Genomic DNA, 22,302 nt, shown 5'->3' with positions numbered 1-22,302 from the left:
GAAGGGCTTAACGCCTGCATGGAGATCGGTGAAACTATACGAAGATGTAAGTGTGATCGGTCCAGGCGATTAGTTAGAGGAAAGCGTGCATCGGCGGCGGCGCTTGTGCGCGGCCTTCCGCCCATCTATGGCGCACGCTCATTATGGAATTGCCGGCTATGGGAGCATCGATGGCCACCTCAAAGACCTCCGCACTGATGACGCGCGGACGCGAATTCTTCGGCACCGAATATGCCATCCTGTGCGGCGCCATGTCCTGGGTGTCGGAGCGTAATCTCGTGTCGGCGATCAGCAATGCGGGCGGCTTCGGCGTGATCGCCTGCGGTGCGATGAACCCCGAACTCCTCGACAAGGAGATCGCGGCCACCCGCGCGCTGACCGACAAGCCCTTCGGCGTGAACCTCATCACCATGCACCCGCAGCTGTTCGACCTGATCGCGGTCTGCGCGAAGCACAAGGTCGGCCATGTCGTGCTGGCCGGCGGCATTCCGCCCAAGGGCAGCCTGGAAGCGATCAAGGAATCGGGCGCCAAGGTCATCTGCTTCGCGCCGACGCTGGCGCTGGGCAAGAAGCTGCTGCGCTCGGGCGCGGACGCCCTGGTGATCGAGGGCATGGAAGCCGGCGGCCACATCGGCCCGGTCTCCACTTCGGTGCTGGCGCAGGAAATCCTGCCGGCGCTGGCCGAGGAGCACCTCGTCTTCGTGGCGGGCGGCATCGGCCGCGGCGAGGCCATGGCCGGCTATCTGGAGATGGGCGCTTCGGGCGTCCAGCTTGGCACGCGCTTCGCCTGCGCGAGCGAATCCATCGCCCATCCGGCGTTCAAGAAGGCCTTCTTCCGCGCCTCTGCCCGCGACGCCGTGACCTCCGTCCAGGTCGATCCGCGCCTGCCGGTGATCCCGGTGCGCGCGCTCAAGAACAAGGGCACCGAGGAGTTCACCGCCAAGCAGATCGAAGTCGCCAAGCGCCTTGACGCCGGCGAGGTCGACATGGGCGAAGCCCAGCTGGCGATCGAGCACTTCTGGGCGGGCGCCCTGCGCCGTGCGGTGATCGACGGCGACGTCGAGAGCGGCTCGGTGATGGCCGGCCAGTCGGTGGGCATGGTCAGCAAGGAAGAGCCGGTGACGGAGATCATTGCCGCGCTCATGGCCGAGTCCGAGGCCGCGCTTTCCAACCGTTCCGCCTGAGGACCGGGTCGATGGCCGAACCGCTGATTTTGGCATTGTCCTGCGCCGACCGTCCGGGGATCGTCGCCCGCGTCACGGGCTACCTTGCCCAGACGGGCGGCAATATCATCGAGGCGCAGCAGTTCAACGACCTTGAAGAAGACAAGTTCTTCATGCGCGTGGCCTTCGATCCCGGCTCGGCCGACCGCGAGGCGTTCGGCGAGGGCTTCGGGGCGATTGCCCACGAATATGGCATGGCCTGGTCGATGACGCGCCGCGACCGGCCGCGCCGCGTGCTGCTGCTGGTCAGCAAGTTCGACCATTGCCTGGCCGACCTGCTCTATCGCCAGCGCATCGGCGAAATGCCGATGGAAGTGGTGGGGATCGTCTCCAACCACCCGCGCGAGGCGATCAATTCGCTGATGATCGGGGACTTCCCCTTCCATCACCTGCCGATCACGCGCGAAACCAAGGCTGAGCAGGAAGCACAGATCCGCGCGCTGGTGGAGGAAACCCGGGCCGAACTGGTGGTGCTGGCGCGTTACATGCAGATCCTCTCGGACGAGATGGCCGCGTTCCTCTCTGGCCGGTGCATCAACATCCACCACTCGTTCCTGCCGGGCTTCAAGGGCGCCAAGCCCTATCACCAGGCCCATGCGCGCGGCGTGAAGATGATCGGCGCCACCGCGCACTACGTGACCGGCGATCTCGACGAAGGCCCGATCATCCACCAGGATGTCGAAGCCGTGACTCACGCGGACACGCCTGAGGACATGGTGCGCAAGGGCCGCGACATCGAGCGCCGCGTCCTGGCCGAGGCCGTGCGCCTGCACCTGGAGGACCGCGTGCTGCTGAACGGTTCCCGCACGGTGGTCTTCCGCAGCTGACCCTTGCGGCGGGGCGCGCATCGGTCGATGGTGTGTGCGTTTACGAGTCTTTGTCCGAAAATGCCCGAAGGGGCCTTTTCGTGGGCGGGTGCCGCCAAATTCGCTTTCGGCGAATTGAAACCAGGGAGAGCGGCCATGCCTGTCAGCGGCGTCGATCACGTCAATATCCTCACTGACGACCTCGAGAAGACGGCCTCGTTCTACGAGCAGGTTCTCGGCCTCACGCGGAGCGACAACCCCACGATCGCCATGGGCATCGCCGGTTACTGGATGCGCGACGGGCAGGGCAGCGCGATCGTTCACCTGGTCGACCGCACGACGGCCGGAGACCGCTACGAGGCCTATCGTCCCGGGCAGCCGACCAATGCGCTCCACCACTTTGCCCTGCGCTGCACCGGTTTTGCCGAGACTGCGGCGAAGATCGAGGAACTGGGCCTTGCCCACCGCGTGAGCGACCATCCGAAGCTGGGGCTGCGGCAGATATTCCTGGTCGATCCCAATGCGGTGAACCTGGAACTCAATTTCCCGGGCGATTGAATCTGTCCCGCCCGGCGTAGCAAATGCTCGCCTTCCCGGTCCCGGTTGGGTAGCCTTGCCGCAACAACCTGATTTTCCAAGGACCGGAGCGCCTTTCGATGTGCGATGACTTCACGGCCGAAGCTGAAGATGGCAACCTCGCGCGCCGGGGATTGAACCGGCGCGAGTTCGCGGCGCTTGGCGCCAGCGCCGCGCTGGCAGGCTGCAGCACCAGCATCATGAAGACTCATCCCGCCAATTCCGTGCAGGAGCGGATGGTCTCGATCACGACGGCGGACGGCGTGGCCGATGCCTTCTTCGTCCATCCCGCCAAGGGCAGCCACCCCGGCGTGATCATGTGGCCGGATATCGCCGGCCTGCGCGAAGCGAAGAAGATCATGGCCCGCACTCTGGCCGCGGAAGGCTATGCGGTCCTTGTCGTGAACCCCTATTACCGCGGAGAGCCCGCCCCGGTGTTCGAGAGCTTCGCCGCATTCCGCACCCCGGAAGGGCAGGCCAAAGTCGAGCCGCTGCGTGCCGCGCTGACGCCCGAGGCGATCTCCCGCGATGCCGCCGCCTATGTCGCCTTTCTCGACGAGCAGAAAGCCGTGGACCGCAAGCGCGGCATCGGCTCGAACGGGTACTGCATGGGCGGCCCGTTCACCGTGCGCGCGGCCGCGGCCGTGCCGACGCGCGTGCGCGCGGCCGCCTCTTTCCACGGGGCGGGGCTGGTGACCGACAAGGCGGACAGTCCGCACCGCCTTCTGGCGCGGACCCAGGCCTCGTTCCTCTTCGCCATCGCCCGCAACGACGATGCCAAGCAGCCGGCGCAGAAGTCCGAGCTGAAGCAGGCCGCCGCGGCCGCGGGCCGCCCGGCGGAAGTCGAAGTCTATCCAGCCGATCACGGCTGGTGCGTGCCCGATTCCCCGGCGTGGGACCCGGATGCCGCGGACAAGGCCTGGCAGCGGATGCTGGCGCTCTACGCCACGCTGTGAAGCGGCGGCTCCATGGGCGGATGTCCAGATCGTCATTTGCCCGTTAACGCCGGGTTACAATAGGCGCGTCCACGGTGTAGGAAGCGCTCGGGCCGCTTGGCCCGCTTAAGGGATTTGTACCTAGAAAATGGCCAATGATTCCGGCCGGCGCCGCTCCACCAGCGGGCCTTCCTCTTCTGCCAAGAAAAAACCCCTCTGGCGCCGAATCGTTCGCGGCGTGTTGATATGGGGCTGCGCGCTTGTCGTCCTGGGCGTGATATTCCTGGGCACCGCCGTCGTCTTCACGATGAGCGAGCTGCCGGAATACAACGCGCTCAAGAGCAGCCAGAACGGGCAGATGATCGTGGTCCGCGCGCGTGACGGCACCGAACTCGTCTCGCTCGGGCCGAGCTATGGCAAGTGGCTGAGCTACGACCAGATTCCCGAAGTGATGAAAGGCGCCATGGTTTCCGTGGAAGACCGCCGCTTCCATGAACATATCGGCGTCGACGCGCTGGGCCTGCTGCGCGCCGTCTACGTTTCGACCACGACCGGCGGCCGGGCCAAGGCAACCTCGACGATCACCCAGCAGCTGGCGCGCAACGTCTTCCTGAACAACAGCCGCTCCTTCACGCGCAAGGCGCGCGAAGCGGTGCTGGCGCTGGCGCTGGAGCGCAAGTTCAACAAGGACCAGATCCTCGAACTCTACCTCAACAAGGTCTATTTCGGCGGCGGGGCCTATGGCATCGACGCGGCCAGCCGCAAGTTCTTCGGCCACCCGGCCACCGAGCTTTCCACCGGCGAGGCGGCGATCATCGCCGGCCTGGTGAAGGCGCCTTCCAACTATTCGCCGACCGCGGATGTGGAAGCGGCGAAGGATCGCGGCGAAGTGGTGCTGGGCCTCATGGTCAAGAACGGCGCCATCAGCCAGAGCGAGGCAGACCAGGCCGACATCGCCGATGTGAAGGTGGTGAAGGAAAAGGGCCAGAACGCGGTCCGCTATTTCACGGACTGGGCGCTGCCCCAGCTCGACATGCTGCTGCCCGACACCAACGAGCCGATCGAGGTCTGGACCACGCTCGACCCGAAGATGCAGCAGGCCGCGACGAGCGCGATCACCGCCAATGCCCCCAAGGGCGCACAAGGCGCGCTGGTCAGCCTGGACCGCGACGGCGCGGTGCTGGCGATGGTCGGCGGCACGGACTACGTGAATTCGAACTATAACCGCGCCACCACCGCGCTGCGCCAGCCCGGCTCGGCGTGGAAGCTGTTCGTCTACCTTTCGGCGCTGGAAGCGGGCTACACCCCCGACGACCGCGTGGTGGACGAACCGGTGACGATCGACGGCTGGAGCCCGCAGAACGATGGCCGCAACTTCGCCGGCCAGATCGATATCCGCACCGCCTTCGCCTATTCGAAGAACACCGTGGCCGCGCAGCTCGGCAACGAAGTGGGCTTCGGCACCGTCGCCTCCATGGCGCGCCGCTTCGGCGTGACCACCCCGATCAACACCAAGCCGGCGATGGTCCTGGGCACATCCGAGGTCCACGTCATCGACATGACCCGCGCCTTCGCGGCGATCTCGGCAGGCGGCACTTCGGTGGAGCCTTATGGCATCGTCAAGGTGACGGCAGCCTCGGGCGACGTGCTCTACGAACACAAGTCCGCGCGCGGACAAGTCCTGGTGCCGCCCAATGTCGCGGCGGGCATTACCGACCTGCTGCAGACCACGGTCGCCACCGGTACCGGCCGCGCCGCGCAGATCGGCCGTCCCGTCGCCGGCAAGACCGGCACCACCAGCTCGAACAAGGACGGCTGGTTCCTCGGTTTCTCCAGCGGGATCACCACCGGCGTATGGATGGGCCGTGACGATGCCCGTCCGGTGCCCGGCCTTTCGGGCGGCCATGCCCCGGCGCGCGCCTTCTCGGACTACATGAAGGTGGCGGTGGCCAAGCGTCCGGTCGAGCAGTTCCAGACGGAAGTGAAGCTTCCCGAATGGCAGCTCGAACCTGACGACGAAGCCATGCAGGGCAATCCCAATGACTATTACTACGTCGATGAGAACGGCAACATCGTGCGCCCGGAAGACGGCGCCGGCGGCCAGGTTCCGGGCGCGCCGGGACCGGATGGCCAGCCGCGCTACGAGGATGGCTCGGTAGGACCCGGCGCCGGCCCCGGCCAGCCGCAGATGCCGGACTACGGCCCCGGCCAGACCCCGCCGGCAGCGAACGAGGACTTCCTCGACCGCGCCACCGGCCGCTCGCGCAGCGACGATCCGGGGCTTCGTGCCGGGCAGGGCCTGGGCAATGCTCCGGGGCAGCGGCAGACGGCGCCCGGCGCGCGGCCCGTACCCGCCGGCCCGCGGCCCACGGCGACCCGCACGCCGGGCGACTGACCCCGCTTCCCGTAAGAACGAAAGAGCCCGCCGCGCGTTTCGGCGGGCTTTTTTGTGGCTGCGATGTCTGCCCACCGGCTCACGGCATGTCGCTGGAAGGAAGATGGAGCGCGGGCCTCATAAAGCCCTGCCATCCGCTGCAGCGTGCCCACCGGATCTGACGCTGCCCTTCCTTCCCCGAACGAAGCGCCCGAAGGCTAGCGCGTCCTGCCCAAGAAAAAGCCCGCCGGATCGCTCCGGCGGGCTTTTCTGTTTTCGGCGGGGCCGGGTCTCAGCGCAGGCGCACCGGGACGTAAGCGGCGGGCTGGCCGCGCGGCTGGACCCGCAGCAGGATCGCGCTGCGACCGTCGGCCTTGGCGGCCTTGATCGCGTTTTCCAGGTCCGCCTGGGTGGTCACCGGGGCATTGTTGGCCGAGAGGATGATGAAGCCGCGGGCAAAGCCCTTCTGGCCGGCATCCGAGCTGGGATCGACGCCGACGATCACCAGGCCGCGGGTGCCTTCCGCCGCGCCGATCTGGCGGGCGATCTGCGGCGTCAGCGGGGTGACCGAGAGGCCCAGCGACTTCTGCACCGCGCTGTCGGCCTGCTTGGGCGAATTGCCCAGCGGATCGCTGTCCTGGTCGGTGCCCGGATCGAAGGTCTGCTGAAGCTCGTCGTCGGTCGGGCGCTTGGCGACGGTGGCGGTCACCGTCATGCGGCGGCCGTCGCGGATCAGCTCGACCGGGATGCGCGTGCCGGGCGCCGTGTTGGCGACCAGGAACGACAGCGTCTGGTCGCGGGTCACTTCCTTGCCGTTCACCTTCACCACGACGTCACCCGCCTGGATGCCGGCCTTGGCGCCGGCACCATCGGGAACGACGCTCTGGATGAACTCGCCCTTGTTGTGTTCCAGGCCCATCGAATCCGCGAGGTCTTCGTTGAGCTGCTGGATCGTGACGCCGAGATAGCCGCGCTCGATCGCCTGGCCCTTCATCAGCTTCTCGACGATGGGCGAGGCGATCTCGGCCGGGATCGCGAAGCCGATGCCGACGCTGCCGCCAGTGGGCGAGAAGATCGCGTTGTTGATGCCGATCACCTGGCCCTTCATGTCGAACATGGGGCCGCCGGAGTTGCCGCGGTTGATCGAGGCGTCGGTCTGCAGGTAGCGGTCGTAGGCGCCGCCGGCGCCGGTGTTGCGATAGACGGCCGAGACGATGCCCGCCGTGACCGTGCCGCCCAGGCCGAAGGGATTGCCGATGGCGATCACCCAGTCACCCACGCGCGCCTTGGAGCTGTCTCCGAACTTGACGTAGGGCAGGGCCTTGGGGGCGGTGATCTTGAGTACGGCCAGGTCCGACGCGGCGTCCTTGCCGATCAGCTTGGCGGGATATTCCGTACCGTCAGGCATGATGACGGTGATGGATTCCACCTCGCCCTTGCCCTCGGCCGTGATCACGTGGTTGTTCGTGACGATGAAGCCGTCCGCCGACACGATGAAGCCCGAGCCGAGCGACTGCGCTTCACGCGTCTGCGGGGTGGATCCGCCGCCGCCGCCGAACAGCCCCTCGAAAGGCGTGCCCGCGAAGGGGTTGGCGCCGCCGCCCGCCACCTGCACGCGCTGGCGCGTGGAGATGTTGACCACGGCAGGCTGAAGCTGCTCGGTCAGGTCGGCAAAGCTGTCCGGCGCGCCGGCGCGGGGCACCACGCGGGCCATCTGACTGGCTTCGTTCTGGGCAACCTGGGCTCCGGCGGGGAAGCCTGTCACCAAAGTGGCGGTCGCGCCCCCCAGCAGGAGCGCTGTGGTCAGTCCATAAGCGTATCGCACGGGCTTCACGTCCTTTAATTCCTCCGTCTTGGCGGTGCAGCGTCACCATCCGCCGACTTGTTCCGATTGAACCTGTGAGAGCTTAACCGGGTTTGAATAGGCGGCCTTTCAGCGCTTCGCGCCGGTCAGGGTTCCCTGAAGTGGTTCAGATAGGCGTTGTCGGGCGAAAGCAGGATGGTCTTCCCGTTGTCGCCCTTGGCGAATGTCACCGAATAGCTCTGCATGGACCGGTAGAAATCGTAGAACTGCGGATCCTTGCCGAAGCTGTCGGCATAGATCTTGGAAGCCTGCGCTTCGGCTTCGGCCTGGATGATCTGGGCATCCTTCTGGCCCTGCGCGGCGATCGTACGCGATTCCTCGGTACGGGCTGCCTGCATGCGGGTGAAGGCGCTTTCCAGCGCGCCCTCGGGAAGGTCAGCGCGCTTGATCCGCACGTCGACGACCTGAGCGCCATATTCGCGGGCCTCGCGATCGAGCCCGTCGCGGATGTTCTCCATGGCCTTGCCGCGCTCGGCCGTGAGCAGCGATTCGAACGTGCGCTTGCCCAGTTCCTGGCGCAGGACCGAGGAAAGGATCGGCTCCAGCTGCTGCGTGACGTTTTCGGTCGTGCCGGCGGTTTCGACCATCTTCACCGGATCGATGATGCGGTAGCGGGCATAAGCATCGACGTTCAGGCGGAGCTGGTCGGTGGAGAGCACCTGCTGCTGCTGCATGTCCACCGAGAGCAGGCGCTTGTCGATGCGGATCACGCGGTCGACGAGGGGGATGCGGAAATGCACGCCCGCCCCGGTCTGCCCGTAGTCGGCCTTGGGCTTGAAGGGGTTGTAGACGGTGATCGGCCGGCCGGTGCGAACCACCACGGCCTGCTCGGTTTCGGGCACCACAATCATGCTCATCATGAGCGCGACCACGGCCACGCCGCCCAGCATGAGGGGAAGCTTGAAGTCCTGCCAGAAGCTGTTCATCACTGGCCTCCCTTGGTGGCGGGGGTCGCGGAAGCGGCGGCAGGGCCGGCGGGCACGGTCACGACGGTTTCGTCGCTGGCGGGCGGGCGGCGCCGGACTTCGGGCAGGGGAAGGTAGGACGTCATGTTCTTGGAATCGCTGACGACCACGTCGTTGTCGCGCAGCACGCCCTCCATCGTTTCGTAATACATGCGGCGGCGCGTCACTTCGGGCGCCAGCTTGTACTGTTCGTAGACCTTGTCGAACGAAGCCGCGGCGCCTTGCGCGCGGGCCAGGGTCTGCTGCGCCCAGGCGCGGGCCTTGGAGCGGTCGCGGTCGGCTTCCTGCTGGGCGACGTTGACCTGGTCGAAGGCCTCGCGGGTCTTGGCCGGCGGATCGGCCTTCTTCACTTCCACGCCCTGGATCGAGACGCCGGAGCGGTAATAGTCGAGGATGCGCTGGGTGCGTTCGCGCACGTCCTGCTCCACGGTGGCACGGCCGGCGCCCGAGAGCGCCTGGTTCAGCGTGACTTGCGCGATCGAGGCGCGCATCGCCGCTTCGGCCACTTCGCGCACCGTCTCTTCCGGGTCGGCGAGACGATAGCTGTAGTCCTTCAGGTTCTTGATGTTCCAGCGGACCAGGTAGCTGAGGTCGACCAGGTTCTTGTCGCTGGTCAGCATCAGCTTCTCGCCGTCGCCGTCGGGGATCGAATAGACCTTGAAGCTGCGCACGTCACTGACGTCCACGGCCTCGATCGGCCAGGGCAGGCTCAGCGAGAGGCCGGAATCGATGGTCCGCGAATAGCCGCCCAGCCGGGTGACGATGCCCTGGTCCTTGGGGCCGAGCATGTGGACGCTGCTCATGGCCAGCAGCGCGACCACGGCCACGCCGATGCCGAGCGGCAGCCACGACTTGCCGTCGGCGCGGCGCGGAATGTTGGGAAAGCCGCCGCCGGGACCGAACCCGCCGCCGCCACCGCCGCTGGTGCGGCGCGGTTCACGCGGGCGGAATATGTCGTCGAGACCGGCGGAGCGACGCGGCGGGGTATCGCCACTGGGAAGCCAGGGATTGCGCGGGCCCTTCTTGTCGGCCGGACGGTCGGATGGGCGGGGCGGGGTGTCGCCGCGCGGACCTTTCGCCGCTTCGCCTTCGTCAGGGGCGCCCTCATCGGAGCCGCCGTCGTGGCCTTCGCCGGAACTGCCGGCCGGACCGTCGCCGGATCCGCCTTCGGACCCCTCCCGCGGGCCGTCGCCCGAGTTCCCGCCGTCACCGCCCCAGGGGCTTTGACGCCCGCTCATGGCAAGACCTTCGGGCGAGATTGCATCACCAATAGCTTTCATGCCCTTATCTATAGGTGCGCTATTCGCACAAAAACAGTGCCTCTCTTGCCCTTTTTCGCCCAGTGCTCCACCTGAACCGCAAATTCCCCCAAGCTTTGGAAAAGGATGAGATGACAAGTCCGGACGCCGATCGACTGAAAGCGCTCCTGCCGGCCGAGGTCGCCCAACGCGTCCAGTCGCTGCGGCTGGCCGAGGGCACGGCCAGCGTCGTGATCGATGCCACCGGCCTTTCGGTGCAGGACCGTGCCGGGCTGGAAGCCCGCGTCGCAGAGGCGCTGCAGGGCGCTCCCGGCGTTGCCGACGTGCGCGTGGCGGTGATGGCGGACAAGCCCTCGCGGCGCATCCTGGCGGTGGGATCGGGCAAGGGCGGGGTCGGCAAGTCCACCCTGGCCGCCAACCTTGCGGTCGCGCTGTCCCGCATGGGCCGCAAGGTCGGCCTGGTGGACGCGGATATCTACGGTCCTTCGCAGGCCCGGTTGCTCGGCACCGAGGGGCAGCGGCCCGTGGCCCATGAAAGCCGGCTGGTGCCGGTGGCCAGCGCGTTCGGCGTGCCGGTGCTGTCGATGGCCAATCTGCTGGAGCCCGGCCAGGCGATCGCCTGGCGCGGGCCGATGGTGGCCGGGGCGCTGACCCAATTGCTGGAAGGCCACTGGGACAATGCCGAGATCGTCGTCGTCGACCTGCCGCCCGGCACCGGCGACGTCCAGCTGACGATGCTGCAGAAGTTCAAGCCCGCCGGCGCAGTGATCGTCTCTACGCCGCAGGACTTGGCCCTGATGGACGCGACCCGCGCGATCGAGCTGTTCGAAAAGAGCGGCGTGCCCATCGTCGGGGTGGTGGAGAACATGGCGGGCTATGCCTGCCCCCATTGCGGCGAAGTGAGCGATCCCTTCGGTGCGGGCGGGGCCGAAGCGGCCGCGCGGGACATGGGCCAGGCCTTCCTGGGCCGCATCCCGCTCGACATCGTCATCCGCCGCGACAGCGATGCAGGCACGCCCCCGGCGGCCGGAAACGGACCGCAGGCGGAGGCGTTCGCCGCGCTTGCCGCGCGCGTTTCGGATTGGCTGGACAGCCACTGATGGCCTGGCCGCGCCTCTCTGTTTCCGGGGGGCATGCTTCCGAGGGTTCGGTGTCCGGCGCGCGGATCTCGCGCCGGGGGATCCTGATCGGCGCGCTCGCGGGCGGCGGGCTGGCGGTGGGCTACCTGCTGCGCCCCCGCCGCTTTCCGCTGCCGCTCGAACCCGGCCGCGACGAATATGCCTTTGGCGCCTGGATCAAGATCGCGGCGGACGGCGTGGTCAGCGTGGCGGTGCCGCAAGTGGAGATGGGGCAGGGTGTCACGACGCTGCTGCCGCAGATCGTCGCGCACGAACTCGGCGCGGACTGGCGGCAGGTGGCGGTCGAACCCGCGCCGGTCAGCGCGCTTTATGCCAATGCCGTGCTGGCCGCGAAGTGGGCGCCCTTGTGGATGCCCGCCATGCCCGCGCTGGCCGAGGCGCCGGACAGCTTCGCCGCGCGGCGCTGGGCCGAGGATCACCGCTTCAACGCCACGGCAGACGGTACCGCGGTCGCCGCCTATGAAGGCCCCGCCCGCGCCGCTGCCGCTTCGGCCCGCGCCTTGCTGGTCCAGGCCGCTGCCGCGCGCTGGAACGTCGCGCCCGAGGCGTGCGAAGTGTCCGGCGGCCTCGTCCTGCACGAGGGCAAGCGCCTGAATTTCGGACCATTGGCAGCGGAAGCGGCGACTTTCTCGCCGCCTGACCCGCCCCCGCTGCGGGCCGAGGCCATGGCCGAGAAGCCCGGCGAATTCCTGCCCGGCGCCCCCTTGCGCTACCCGCGGCTCGACCTTCCCTCGAAAGTGGACGGATCGTGGACTTTTGCCGGCGACGTCCGCCTGCCGGACATGGTCCGCGCCGCGATCCGCCAGGCGCCGATCGGGAAGGCAAGTCTCTCGGGCCTGGACGATGGTGCGGGCAAGGACCTGCACGGCTTCCTCCGTTTCGTCAAAGGGCCGGACTGGGTGGCGGCGCTGGCCGAGGACTGGTGGACGGCCGAGACGGCGCTGACCCGCGCCAGCCCCCGTTTTCGCGTCGCCCGGGGCAGCGACAGCGGCGATGTCGACAGTGCGTTGGACGAGGCGATGGCGATGGGCTCGCCCAGCCGCCTCCATATGGCGGGCGATGCGGCGGCCATCGCGGGCGCGCTGCCGGTCCAGATCCGCTACGAGGTCGCTCCCGCCGTCCATGCCACGATCGAGACGGCCAGCGCGACCGCGCGCTACGAGAATGGGCGCCTCGAACTCTGGATCGGCACCCAGGCGCCTGAGGCCGCCCGCGTGGCTGCGGCCGGTGCGCTGGGTCTGCAGGCGGCCGATGTCGTGCTCTATCCGATGCCGATCGGTGGCAGCTTCGACCGGCGCCTGGAATGCGCCCATGCCGCGCAAGTCGCGGTTCTGGCCCGCGAGGCCCGGCGGCCGGTTCAGCTTACTTTCTCGCGGCGGCAGGAGCATTTCACCACCATGCCGCGGGCGCCGGCCGTTGCGGTCATGGCTGCCCGCCCCGATGCGGAAGGGCGGCCGACCGGCTGGCGCGCAAGGATCGCCGCGCCGGCCACCGCGCGCGCGTTCGGTCGGCGCTTCTTCTCGGGAGAGTCCGCGTTCGATGCGCTGGACGCCGTTGCCGAGGCTGCCGATCCGATGGCGGTGGAAGGGGCGGTTCCGGCCTATGCGGTACCGAACCTGGCCGTCGACCACATTCCGGCCGCGATCGGCCTGCCGACCGGCCGGATGCGCGGCAATGCCCATGGTTACACCGCGTTCTTCAACGAGAGCTTCGTGGACGAACTGGCGCACCGGGCCGGGCGCGAGCCGCTGTCGTTCCGCATGGCGATGCTGGGGCATGACCCGCGCCTGGCCGAATGCCTCCAGCGCGCGGCGGGCCTGGCGCAGTGGGGCGGCGGCGGGGACAACAGCGGGCAGGGCATCGCCTGCCACGTCATCGGCGAGGGCCGGATCGCCGTGGTCGCCAGCGCCCGGCGCGACGAGAACGGCGTGCGCGTGGACCGGCTGAGCGCCGTGGCGGACATCGGCCGCATCGTGAACTACGATGTGGCCCGCCAACAGGTCGAGGGCGGGCTCGTCTTCGGCCTGGGCCTCGCGCTGGGATGCAGCCCGAACTATGCGGGCGGCCGGCCCGATGGGGAGCGCCTGTCCGACCTTGCCTTGCCGACCCTTGCCGATTGCCCGGCGATTGAGGTCGACTTCATCGAGAGCACGGAAGACCCCGCCGATCCGGGCGAACTGGGGGTTGCCGTGGTTGCCCCTGCGGTGGCCAATGCTCTCTTTTCGGCGACGGGGCTCCGCTTCCGCCGCCTTCCGCTCTTTGCCGAGGATATGTAATGGCCACCAGAGACCGGCAATCGGCCGAACCGTGCCGCGCCGAACAGGCCGATGGCGGGATCGGCGTGCTCCTCGTGAACCTCGGCACGCCGGATGCGCCCACTGCCCCGGCGGTGCGGCGTTACCTGGCCGAATTTTTGTCCGATCCGCGCGTCGTGGAGATCCCGGCCATCGCCTGGAAGCCGATCCTCCACGGCATCGTCCTGCGCACCCGTCCGGCCAAGTCCGCCCATGCCTATCAGCAGGTCTGGACTCCCGACGGCTCCCCGCTGGCCGCGATCACCCGGGCCCAGGCCGGGCGGTTGCAGGAGCGGCTGGGTGCGCGCGCGCGCGTGGACTGGGCCATGCGCTACGGCAATCCGTCCTTGCCCTCGCGGCTTGAGGCGATGACGCAGGCCGGCTGCGAGCGCATCCTGATCGCGCCGCTCTATCCGCAATATTCCGGTGCGACCACGGCCTCGGTCATGGACAAGCTGGGCGAGGCGCTGGGCACCATGCGGGCGCAGCCCGCGATCCGCACCCTGCCGCCCTATTTCGACGACCCCGCCTATATCGATGCCCTGGAGGCCGACCTGCTGGGCCAGGTGGAGGCGTTGGACTTCCGGCCCGAAGTGCTGTTGCTCTCTTTCCATGGCATGCCGCAGCGCACGGCCGACCTGGGCGATCCCTACTATCCCCACTGCCTCGAAACCGCCCGCCTGCTCACCGAGCGTCTGGCCCGGCGCCGTCCGGACTTGCGGATCGAGACGAGCTTCCAGTCCCGCTTCGGCCGCGCCCGGTGGCTGGAACCCTCGACCGAAGACGTGCTGGCGGCCGAGGCGAAGGCCGGAACACGGCGCCTTGCGATAGCAGCGCCCGGCTTTTCGGCAGACTGCGTGGAAACGCTGGAGGAACTGGCGATTCGCGGGCGCGAAGTCTTCGAGGGAGCGGGCGGGGAGACGATGGCCGTGCTCGGCTGCCTGAACGACGGGGCCGCGGGCATGGACATGCTCGAAGCCCTCGTCAGGCGCGAGCTATCCGGCTGGTAACAAGGATTTAACCTTAGTTCGCGTTGACTCCCCCGGGCTTCGACCTACCCGTTGTCGGCAGGTTTCGGAGCGGGGGCGAACGAAGATGCGGGATAGGGACTTCGCCGATTTCACCTATGGCGGGCAGCAGGACGCATCCGGCGGCCGGGCGGTCTCGCTGGCGATCTTCGCGGACCGACCGCATCTGCGCGCGACCATGCGTGAGGATGCCGTGGGCGCCGGGCTTGATGTTGCCGTGGCCGCCCCTCTCGATGCGCTTCTCGGCAATGCAGGAAAGCCGCGGGCCGACGTGGTCCTGCTCGATTGTCCCCTGGTCGATGCCGCTACGATGGCGGCGCTCGCCCGGCTGGACATGCAGGCGGCCGGCGGGGGTACGCGGCTGATCGTCTCGACTTCGGTGGACGCGCTCGACGACGTCTTTGCCTGCATGGACATGTCGGCACCGCTGCTGCTGGTCGATCCCAACCGCGCCGAGCGGGTGATCGCGCTGGGGCAGGTCCTGGCCGGTTTTCCCGCCGCGCGCCTGAGGGAACTGTCCGAAGACGACCGGCTGATGCTGCTGCGCCTTACCGAACAAGTGGGCCAGATCGCCGGTCATATCGACCGCCTGGCCCCGCGCGAGGCCGAATCGCCTTTCGCGAGATCGTCCGGTTCGGCGGGCGTCGTCACCGCGCCGCGCGGCGCGGCGCCGGCAGGCCAATCGCCACGCGACATGGCGGCAGGACGCGCGATCCCCCTTGCCGGCACGGCGGCGCTGCCCGAGGCCCGGTCGATCCGCCGCGTGATCCGCCAGCGCCAGCTGCGTTCGCGCTTCATCGAAGGCGAGTTCTTCGCGGACCCCGCCTGGGACATGCTGCTCGATCTCGCGGCGGCGCGGGTGGAGGGCAAGCAAGTCTCCGTCACCTCGCTCTGCATCGCCTCGGGCGTTCCGCCCACTACGGCGCTGCGCTGGATCGGGGCGCTCGTCCAGGCCAACCTGTTCCAGCGCGTCTGCGACGAAAACGACCGCCGCCGCGCCTTCATCGAACTCACGGGCGATGCCGCGGACCGTCTGGCCGCCTACTTCGGCGAGATCGCCTCGATGGGCGCGCTCCCGGTCTGAGGCCGCGGCTTTCGTTGTTTCGAAGGATGTCGGGAAGTGGTGCCGCTTACAGGATTCGAACCTGTGACCCCATCATTACGAATGATGTGCTCTACCAACTGAGCTAAAGCGGCTTGCCTTGGTGGGTTCGGGTTGAAAGCCGTACCGGGGCAGGGGGCGCCTTTACCGAGCGGCGCAAGATCGCGCAAGGGGCTTTGCGGCCAAAGGCGATGAACTTTTTCGAATTCTTTCCGGTTACAGGCCGTAGCGCAGCTTGATGGCTCGATATCGCTCCAGCAGCATGACGGCGCGGGCTGCGGGATCGGCTTTTGCCGTGGATTTCGGCAGGTGGTTCGCAAGCTCCGCGGCCTTTACCAGATGCGTGCGGAAGGTGGCGGGCTGCTGGCTCATCAGGTTGCGGTAAGTGAGGTTGCCGTCCGAAAACCCCTGGGTGTCGAGCCAGTTGTGGAGGCCGGGGTCCCGATGCGCGAGTATCAGGCGGACGACGCCGTCTTCGTCGACTGCCGTTCGCGCCGGGGTGTAGCTGACCGGGCGGTGGAGGAAGTCCATCGATCCCATCAGCGCGCCGCCCATGCCGAACAGCCAGAAGCCTTCGTGAAAGTCCATCTCGACGATCAGTGCTTCGTCGGGTTCGAGGTGCCAGACCATGTGCGCGGCCATGCGCCCGCGCTTGGCGTCGCTGGCGTCGTTGGCGGCCTTGTCCGCCGGGAACATGTTGAGGCTGGCCGGGTCGCAGACTCCGCGTGAGGTGAGCCAGGCGTGTTCGGGCCAGTCGCGCATCAGGCCGGTGACGAACTGGCCCGCCCAGTCCATCGCCTCGGTCATCTGCGGGGGAGTGGGCAGGGGGCGGGGGGAGTCCATGCCGATCCGTTCGATGGATAGCGTGGTCGGCGTTTCGCCCCAGGCGTCGAAGGCTTCGCGGATGAACAGCTTGCGCGTGCCGGGCGTGGTGGGGAGCCAGTTCCTGTCTTGCTGCGGGCCGCCGATGGTCACTTCGAAGCGGCCATCGGCGTCGGTTTCGATCTGGTGGCCGAACAGGTTGGCTTCGGGAATGTCGCCGAAGGGTTCGTGCAGGCTGGGCCAGTCGGTGCCGGGGATCTTGTCCGGGCGTGCGCCTTGCACCGTGACGTTGAGCCAGCGGGCGGTGCCGCGTTTGCCGCTGAGGCGGTAGACGTGGTCGCCGGAGATCCATGCCTGCCGGTAGGTGAAGTCGGCCAGGTCGCCGCCCAGTTTCATCGTCGGCGTGGTGAACGGGTGGATCTGCGGGAAGGCCGGATCGCGCGTTTCCAGCGCAAGGTCGAAGGCCTGGCCGAGGTTCTGGGTGAGGAAGCGGAAGGCATCGGCGCGTTGGAGCGGGTTTGCCGGGTTGGCGTCCTTGAAGGCGGATCGGCCGGCGTGCTTCAGCTGTTCGCAGAAGGTGTCCCATGCGGTCTTGAGGGCTGCGTCGTCGGGTCCGTCGCCATAGGCCATCGTGTCATGCTCCCAGCTTGGTGAGGAGGTCGGAAAGGGTGCGCGCCGCGCGGGTGCAGGCTTTGGCGGGGCCTTCCGCCTCGATACGCGGGCCGAGCAGTTCGAGGTCGAACAGGCCGGTGTAGCCGAGGTCCAGCACGTCGCGCAGGATCGCTTCCAGTGGCACCGCGCCGTCTCCGGGCACGGCGCGGCAGGGCGTGGTGCGGTCGCCGGGGACATGGTCGCTCACTTGCACGAGGCCGGTGTGCGGCAAGGCTTCGGCCAGCTTCTCACGCAAGTCCGCCTCGTACCAGCAGGCGTGGAGGTCGACGCAGAGGCCGATCTGCGCGAGCCGCGCGAGGCGCAAGGCGTCGGGCAGGGTGTGGGCGATGTGGATGTCCACCGTCAGCGGCGAGGCGTTTTCGACCAGGAGCGCGACGCCTTGTCGCGCGGCGTGTTCGCGGCAGGGGGCGAGCAGGTCCGCGAAGCGCTCGGCGGCCTGTTCCCAGAGCAGCGCGCCGCGTCCACCGGTGATGAGGTAGATCGACGGCGCGCCGAGTTCGGCGGCCATGTCGATCACTTTCATCAGCCCATCGGCAGCGCCTTCGGTATGGCTTGCTAGGTCGGGCTGGAGCGCGAAGGGATGGTTGATGCAGCCGATCCGGACTGTGCCATGCTGCACCGCCTCGCGCGCAGCACGAAGCTCGCTCGCTTGCATCAGTCGCGGCGAAACGAGCGTGGCATGCTGCACCCCGATCTCATAGCAGAAGTCGAGGAAGGGGCCGGTCTCCCGGTCCATCATCGCCACTTGGTGCAGGCTGACGCGGGGGTGCATCAGCGCTGCTCGATCTCTACGCCGAATCGGGCGCGGAAGGGGGCGAACTCTGAGTTCAGCGCGTCGATGTCATAGCCGGCATCGACCAGCACTTGCGTCGAGTAGTGGAACTTGCCGTGGCGGTCGCCCTTGTTCTCCGCGAGGTAGCGCCGCATCGCATCTTCCGCTTCTGGCGTGAAGGGGCGGCCGGCGAAGGCGTAGTAATCGCGGATCACGCCAATCGGATTGGTGACGAAATCGCGATAGCGCACATGGTGGATGCGCGGGTCGTTTGCCAGCGGGTGGGCCATCGTATTGCCGATCGACCAGCGCACGCGCTCCAGATGGGCGCGGGCTTCCTTCACCAGATCGATCTTGCCGACCACGCCATCCATGATGTCCGCCATCATCATCGTCGAACTGGCGGCGACCATCACCGGGTCGCGGTGCAGCCAGACCAGCGAGGCATCGGGATAGGTGTCGAAGAAGGCGTCCAGCCGCGTGGTGTGGAAGCCCTTCAGCACCCAGTGGCGCGGCGGGCGCCGGTATTGCAGCGCTTGCAGCATGGCCTTGTGGATGCGGTATTGCGCGGGCGGATCGGTGGGCAGGCCGAAGGAGAGGTTCTGCATCGGCACGCGCCACCAGGCGGTGGGGGTCATCACCCGGAAGTCGAAGGCCCAGGTGCGCTCGTCTTCGGGCAGACCATTGCCCAGCATGTCGTTGTACGGGTGGCAGTGCAGCCAGCGCGGCATCTTGGCGTTGATCTCGCGCCATTCGGCATCGGCCTGTGCGATGCGGGGATCGGTGCCCTCGACGGTGCCCGGCGGTGGCGAGGGGTGCATCACCTCCCAGAACCGCAGCGCCCGTGCGCCGGGATCGACCGCAAGCAGGGCGTGCATCAAGGTCGTGCCCGAACGCGGTTCGCCGCTGACGAACATGGGGCGGTCGATCACTTCCTCGGCCAGCGGGAAGCGCTTGCGGTCTTCGAAGAAGCGCAAACGGTCTGTCAGCAGCCAGAGCACGTTCTCCGCTGCTGCTGCGCGTCCTGCCGCGTCCATGGCGATGCCGTGGATGTGGTCCACGGCGAGGGCGAAGCGTTCGGGAAAGCCATCATCCGCCCAGTCGGACAGGCCGGTGCGCTGCTGCGCTTCTCGCAGCAATTGCTGCGCGTTGAGGTGGCTCATGTCAGCCCTCCACCAGACGCGCGATTTCGTCCTCGGTTTCGCGGACTTTGGCGGCGCTACTGGCGGAGAACTTCATGCCGCCCATCGCGCCATATTCCATCAGCTTGTAGACGCGCATCCCGGCATCCGCGAAGCCCTTGATCTTCCGTGCCACTTCCTTGGGTGTGCCGGTGGGAAGCACGTCGCGGATCGCCTGCGGGTTCATCTCCTCGCAGAATTTCACCATTTTCTCACGGCTGAGGCGCACCGGATCGAAGTCCATGATGCCGCGCCAATCCGGGCCCATCGGGTGTTCGTAGCCGAATTGCGCAAGGTCCTTCGCGGTCATCATCAGGATGATCGACTTCACCATCGGGGCGCGCAGCATTTCGTCGATTTCGTCAGGCTCGCCGATCAGGCACATCTGGGTGATCGCGGGGGTGAAGTGGCTCATGTCGCGCCCCGCCGCGTCGCCTGCGTCGAGGATGACCTTCAGCTTCGCCGCATAGTCCTCCGGCGTCCACGATCCGGCCGGCCACCAGCCATCCGCCTCGCGTCCGGTGATCGAGAGCATGCGCGGACCCGCCGCGCCCAGCCAGATCGGCGGCGCCTTGCCCTCGTAGAACTCGGTATCCATCCGCGCGTGGTGGAGATGGAAGAACTGCCCTTCGAAATCGACCGGGCCGTCCGCATGCCACAGCAGCTTGATGACCTTGATCGCTTCTTCCAGCCGCCCCACCGGCTTGTCGAAATCGAAGCCGTAGGGGACGGTGTTTTCCAACTCGCCCGAACCGAGGCCCAGGATAAAGCGGCCCTTTGACAAGTGGCTGATCGTCAGCGCCGTCTGCGCCAGCAACGAGGGGTGGCGGCGCACGGTATCGACCACGGTGGTCGCCAGCGGCGTATTCTTCGTCAGCACGGCGGTGGCAGCGGCGACGGCCAGCCCGTCGAGATGGCGGTGCGGACTGGGCGATGCTTTGGCGAGATCGGTGAACTCCGGCGTCCAGATCGAATCGGGCCAGAAGCTGACCATGTGATCGGGCAGCCAGATCGAGTGATAGCGGCCCGAATCGTAGTCCTGCGCCATGTCGATGCCCAGCGGCAGGGTGGTTCGCAGGAAGGCTGCGGGCTGCACTTTCATGATGTGATCCTCTCAGGCCGCGTCCGCCAATCGTTGGGGTGATGGTTCGGCGCCGCTCGTTGTCTCCATGGCCGCTTGTGGGTTAGCCCTCGGCTCAGGCACATTCCCATTTGGGGATCACGGACATGCTGCAAGGAGAGGACGCGGCGCTGCTGGTGCCGCTGATCGAGGGACTGGTGGAAGACCCGCCCTGGCGGCGCTTCCTCGATGCCTTGCGGGCGCGCGTTGCAGCGGACTATGCCAGCCTCGTGTTCCGGCCTCTGCCGATGGGTACGCCAGAGGCGCGCGTGATCCACCTCTACTCCGGCCAGCCTTCTCCCCCCCCGATCTCGCGGCTCTATCGGGAGAGCCTCTATCTGCGCGACCCGATGCCCTATCACGCCATGCAGGAGGGCCGGACCCATGCGCTGCACGAATTGCTGCGTTTCGGCGACCCCAAGCACGATGCCTATCTCGACMAGCTGCTCGCGCCTTCGGGCATGAACCATATGCGGATGATCCGCTTTGCCGAGGCGGGCGGCGTGAACGGCTGGATCACGATCACCCGGCGCGACGGGGAGTTCTCGGAGGAGGTCGACGGCCTGCTCGAAGACCTGGCCCCGCATCTGCGCGCCGCGCTCGGCAGCTTCGTGGCGCTGGAGCGCGAGCGCATGGGTGCGGAGATCGAGCGCGAGGCAGTGCGGCGGATGAACTTCGGTTGGGTGACGCTCGACGGGGAGGGGCGGGTTCTGGATGCCGATCCGCTGGGCGCGCGGATGCTGGCGGGCTCGAACGGCCTGACGCGAACGCGCGATGGGCGGCTCAGCGCGCATGATGCCAGGCTGCGGCGGCAACTCTCCGAAGCGGTCGGCGAACTGGCGCGTGACCCGGACGCCCGGCCGCGTGCGCTGGTGCTCTGCCGGGAGCCTTGGCTCGACCTGCTGCTCGTGCCCTCCGGCCGGCGCATGGGCACGACGCGGGCGGCGCCGGCAGTGCTTTGCTACCTGCACGCCGATCACTGGTCTTCGGCCGACCGTTGCGGGCAGCTTGCACAATTGTTCGACCTCACCGCCAGCGAGGCGCGGTTGGCCCTGGCTTTGAGCCGGGGGCTGTCGATCGCCGAGGCCGGGCCGGAAGTGGGGCTTACGGTGGAGTCGGCGCGGACCTACTCCAAGCGTATCTACGCGAAAACCGGAGCGCGGGGGCAGGCGGATCTGGTGCGGTTCATCCATCGCAGTGTGCTGGCGATTGCTTGAAGGAAGCAGAGGGAAGCCTTGGGGCATGGACCCCTGCGTCTTTCCATGCCTCTTCTCAACTTGGATACATTCCCCGCACCTCGCAGTAGCGATTTGAACAGTTGTTCAGCATTTTCCGTTGACTTCGCCCGGAGCCCTTGCCAGCAAATGGATACGAAGCGGCCGACAGGTGCCGCGCGAACGAGTGGAGAAGGCATGTCGGGCCAGCTTGCAGGAAAGGTCGCGCTCGTTACCGGCGCGTCGTCAGGGATCGGGGAGGCCGCGGCGCTTTGCCTGGCCGAGGCGGGGGCAACGGTCGCCGTCTGTGCGCGCCGGGTGGAGCGGCTCTCCGGGCTGGTCGCCCAGATCGAGGCGGCGGGCGGCAAGGCGCTGGCGATCCCCGGTGACATGACCCTGGAAGACGACGCGCGCGGGGCGGTGGAGAAGACCGTCGAAGCGTTCGGGCGGATCGACATTCTCATCAACTCGGCCGGAATCATGGAAGCGGGCGGGATCGAGAACTGCGATACCGCGATCTACCGCCGGGTGATCGACATCAACCTGATGGGCACCGTCTACACCAGCGCCGCCGCCGTGCCGCACATGCTGGAGCAGGGCGTGGGCGACATCATCACCATCTCCTCGCTCGCCGGGCGCAAGGGCGGTCCGATGACCAGCGCCTATTCGGCCAGCAAGCACGCCGTGAACATGATGACCGACGGGATGCGGCAGGAACTGGGCGGCCGGAACATCCGCGTCACCACGCTGATGCCCGGCGCGACCGAGACCGAAGTGGCGGATTCGATCTCCGACCCGCAGTGGCGCACCGCGATCAAGGCCCATGTCAGCAAGGAAGGCGCCGTGAAGCCGCGCGATATCGGCGAGGCTCTGGTCTTCATCCTCGCCATGCCGCGCCGGACGAACATCTCCGAAATCTCGATCCGCCCGACCATCGATACCAGCGCCTGAGGGAG

At 67.7% G+C, this 22,302-nt stretch carries 18 protein-coding genes and 1 tRNA gene; 11 read left to right on the top strand and 8 right to left on the bottom strand.

Annotated elements, in window-relative coordinates; translation table 11 throughout:
* Positions 1-170 precede the first annotated feature (170 nt).
* The 5 genes from AB4Z00_RS03365 (at position 171) to AB4Z00_RS03345 (ending at position 5,935) form a co-directional block, all read left to right on the top strand.
* Positions 171-1,184, top strand: coding sequence for an NAD(P)H-dependent flavin oxidoreductase (locus tag AB4Z00_RS03365; RefSeq protein WP_132264938.1), 1,014 nt, complete (start codon positions 171-173; stop codon positions 1,182-1,184).
* A gap of 11 nt (positions 1,185-1,195) precedes the next feature.
* Positions 1,196-2,050 (top strand): formyltetrahydrofolate deformylase, encoded by an 855-nt coding sequence (gene purU, locus AB4Z00_RS03360; RefSeq protein ID WP_132264940.1) that lies wholly within the window; start codon positions 1,196-1,198, stop codon positions 2,048-2,050.
* 135 nt (positions 2,051-2,185) lie between these two features.
* A complete protein-coding gene (locus AB4Z00_RS03355) occupies positions 2,186-2,587 on the top strand; it encodes a VOC family protein (RefSeq protein WP_132264942.1) in 402 nt (133 codons plus the stop codon).
* 98 nt (positions 2,588-2,685) lie between these two features.
* A complete protein-coding gene (locus tag AB4Z00_RS03350) occupies positions 2,686-3,561 on the top strand; it encodes a dienelactone hydrolase family protein (protein ID WP_314464832.1) in 876 nt (291 codons plus the stop codon).
* Positions 3,562-3,688: 127 nt separating this feature from the next.
* On the top strand, positions 3,689-5,935 hold the full coding sequence (locus AB4Z00_RS03345; protein ID WP_134094588.1) for a transglycosylase domain-containing protein: 2,247 nt from the start codon (positions 3,689-3,691) through the stop codon (positions 5,933-5,935).
* Positions 5,936-6,206: 271 nt separating this feature from the next.
* Here the strand turns inward: AB4Z00_RS03345 and AB4Z00_RS03340 are convergent, their stop codons facing one another.
* The 3 genes from AB4Z00_RS03340 to hflK form a co-directional block, all read right to left on the bottom strand.
* Positions 6,207-7,739, bottom strand: coding sequence for a Do family serine endopeptidase (locus tag AB4Z00_RS03340; RefSeq protein WP_442045069.1), 1,533 nt, complete (start codon positions 7,737-7,739; stop codon positions 6,207-6,209).
* A gap of 125 nt (positions 7,740-7,864) precedes the next feature.
* Positions 7,865-8,704: a protease modulator HflC gene (gene hflC / locus AB4Z00_RS03335; protein ID WP_132264948.1), complete on the bottom strand. Its 840-nt coding sequence runs from the start codon at positions 8,702-8,704 to the stop codon at positions 7,865-7,867.
* Positions 8,704-9,981, bottom strand: coding sequence for a protease modulator HflK (hflK, locus tag AB4Z00_RS03330; protein WP_442045068.1), 1,278 nt, complete (start codon positions 9,979-9,981; stop codon positions 8,704-8,706). The genes hflC and hflK overlap by 1 nt, the downstream gene beginning before the upstream one ends.
* A gap of 152 nt (positions 9,982-10,133) precedes the next feature.
* On the opposite strand from hflK, the gene AB4Z00_RS03325 reads away from it, so the two are divergent.
* The 4 genes from AB4Z00_RS03325 to AB4Z00_RS03310 all read left to right on the top strand — a co-directional run bounded on the left by AB4Z00_RS03325 (position 10,134) and on the right by AB4Z00_RS03310 (position 15,547).
* The gene (locus AB4Z00_RS03325; protein ID WP_132264952.1) at positions 10,134-11,102 is read left to right on the top strand and encodes an Mrp/NBP35 family ATP-binding protein; all 969 of its coding nucleotides are present in this window, start codon (positions 10,134-10,136) and stop codon (positions 11,100-11,102) included.
* On the top strand, positions 11,102-13,417 hold the full coding sequence (locus AB4Z00_RS03320) for a molybdopterin cofactor-binding domain-containing protein (protein WP_442044948.1): 2,316 nt from the start codon (positions 11,102-11,104) through the stop codon (positions 13,415-13,417). The genes AB4Z00_RS03325 and AB4Z00_RS03320 overlap by 1 nt, the downstream gene beginning before the upstream one ends.
* Positions 13,417-14,445: a ferrochelatase gene (gene hemH / locus AB4Z00_RS03315; protein ID WP_442044947.1), complete on the top strand. Its 1,029-nt coding sequence runs from the start codon at positions 13,417-13,419 to the stop codon at positions 14,443-14,445. Before AB4Z00_RS03320 ends, hemH begins: the two co-directional genes overlap by 1 nt.
* Before the next feature lie 85 nt (positions 14,446-14,530).
* A complete protein-coding gene (locus tag AB4Z00_RS03310; RefSeq protein WP_442044946.1) occupies positions 14,531-15,547 on the top strand; it encodes a MarR family transcriptional regulator in 1,017 nt (338 codons plus the stop codon).
* 37 nt (positions 15,548-15,584) lie between these two features.
* Here AB4Z00_RS03310 and AB4Z00_RS03305 read toward each other — a convergent pair.
* The 5 genes from AB4Z00_RS03305 to AB4Z00_RS03285 form a co-directional block, all read right to left on the bottom strand.
* Positions 15,585-15,660, bottom strand: a tRNA-Thr gene (locus tag AB4Z00_RS03305).
* Positions 15,661-15,781: 121 nt separating this feature from the next.
* Positions 15,782-17,017 (bottom strand): DUF1214 domain-containing protein, encoded by a 1,236-nt coding sequence (locus tag AB4Z00_RS03300; protein ID WP_442044945.1) that lies wholly within the window; start codon positions 17,015-17,017, stop codon positions 15,782-15,784.
* A 4-nt stretch (positions 17,018-17,021) separates the two neighbouring features.
* A complete protein-coding gene (locus AB4Z00_RS03295; RefSeq protein ID WP_442044944.1) occupies positions 17,022-17,831 on the bottom strand; it encodes a sugar phosphate isomerase/epimerase family protein in 810 nt (269 codons plus the stop codon).
* Positions 17,831-18,994 carry a sulfotransferase family protein gene (locus AB4Z00_RS03290; protein ID WP_442044943.1) on the bottom strand — a complete coding sequence of 388 codons (1,164 nt, stop codon included), beginning with the start codon at positions 18,992-18,994 and terminating at the stop codon, positions 17,831-17,833. The genes AB4Z00_RS03295 and AB4Z00_RS03290 overlap by 1 nt, the downstream gene beginning before the upstream one ends.
* Position 18,995: 1 nt before the next feature.
* The gene (locus tag AB4Z00_RS03285) at positions 18,996-20,114 is read right to left on the bottom strand and encodes an LLM class flavin-dependent oxidoreductase (RefSeq protein WP_442044942.1); all 1,119 of its coding nucleotides are present in this window, start codon (positions 20,112-20,114) and stop codon (positions 18,996-18,998) included.
* A 125-nt stretch (positions 20,115-20,239) separates the two neighbouring features.
* On the opposite strand from AB4Z00_RS03285, the gene AB4Z00_RS03280 reads away from it, so the two are divergent.
* Positions 20,240-21,349: a helix-turn-helix transcriptional regulator gene (locus AB4Z00_RS03280; RefSeq protein ID WP_442044941.1), complete on the top strand. Its 1,110-nt coding sequence runs from the start codon at positions 20,240-20,242 to the stop codon at positions 21,347-21,349.
* 195 nt (positions 21,350-21,544) lie between these two features.
* Positions 21,545-22,297, top strand: a complete 753-nt coding sequence (locus AB4Z00_RS03275; protein WP_442044940.1) for an SDR family oxidoreductase — start codon at positions 21,545-21,547, stop codon at positions 22,295-22,297.
* Positions 22,298-22,302: the final 5 nt, after the last annotated feature.

This window comes from Novosphingobium sp. YAF33 (assembly GCF_052113265.1).
GTDB lineage: Bacteria > Pseudomonadota > Alphaproteobacteria > Sphingomonadales > Sphingomonadaceae > Novosphingobium.
The sequence above is the reverse complement of the archived record's forward strand: the minus strand, read 5'-3'. Positions and strand labels throughout refer to the sequence as shown.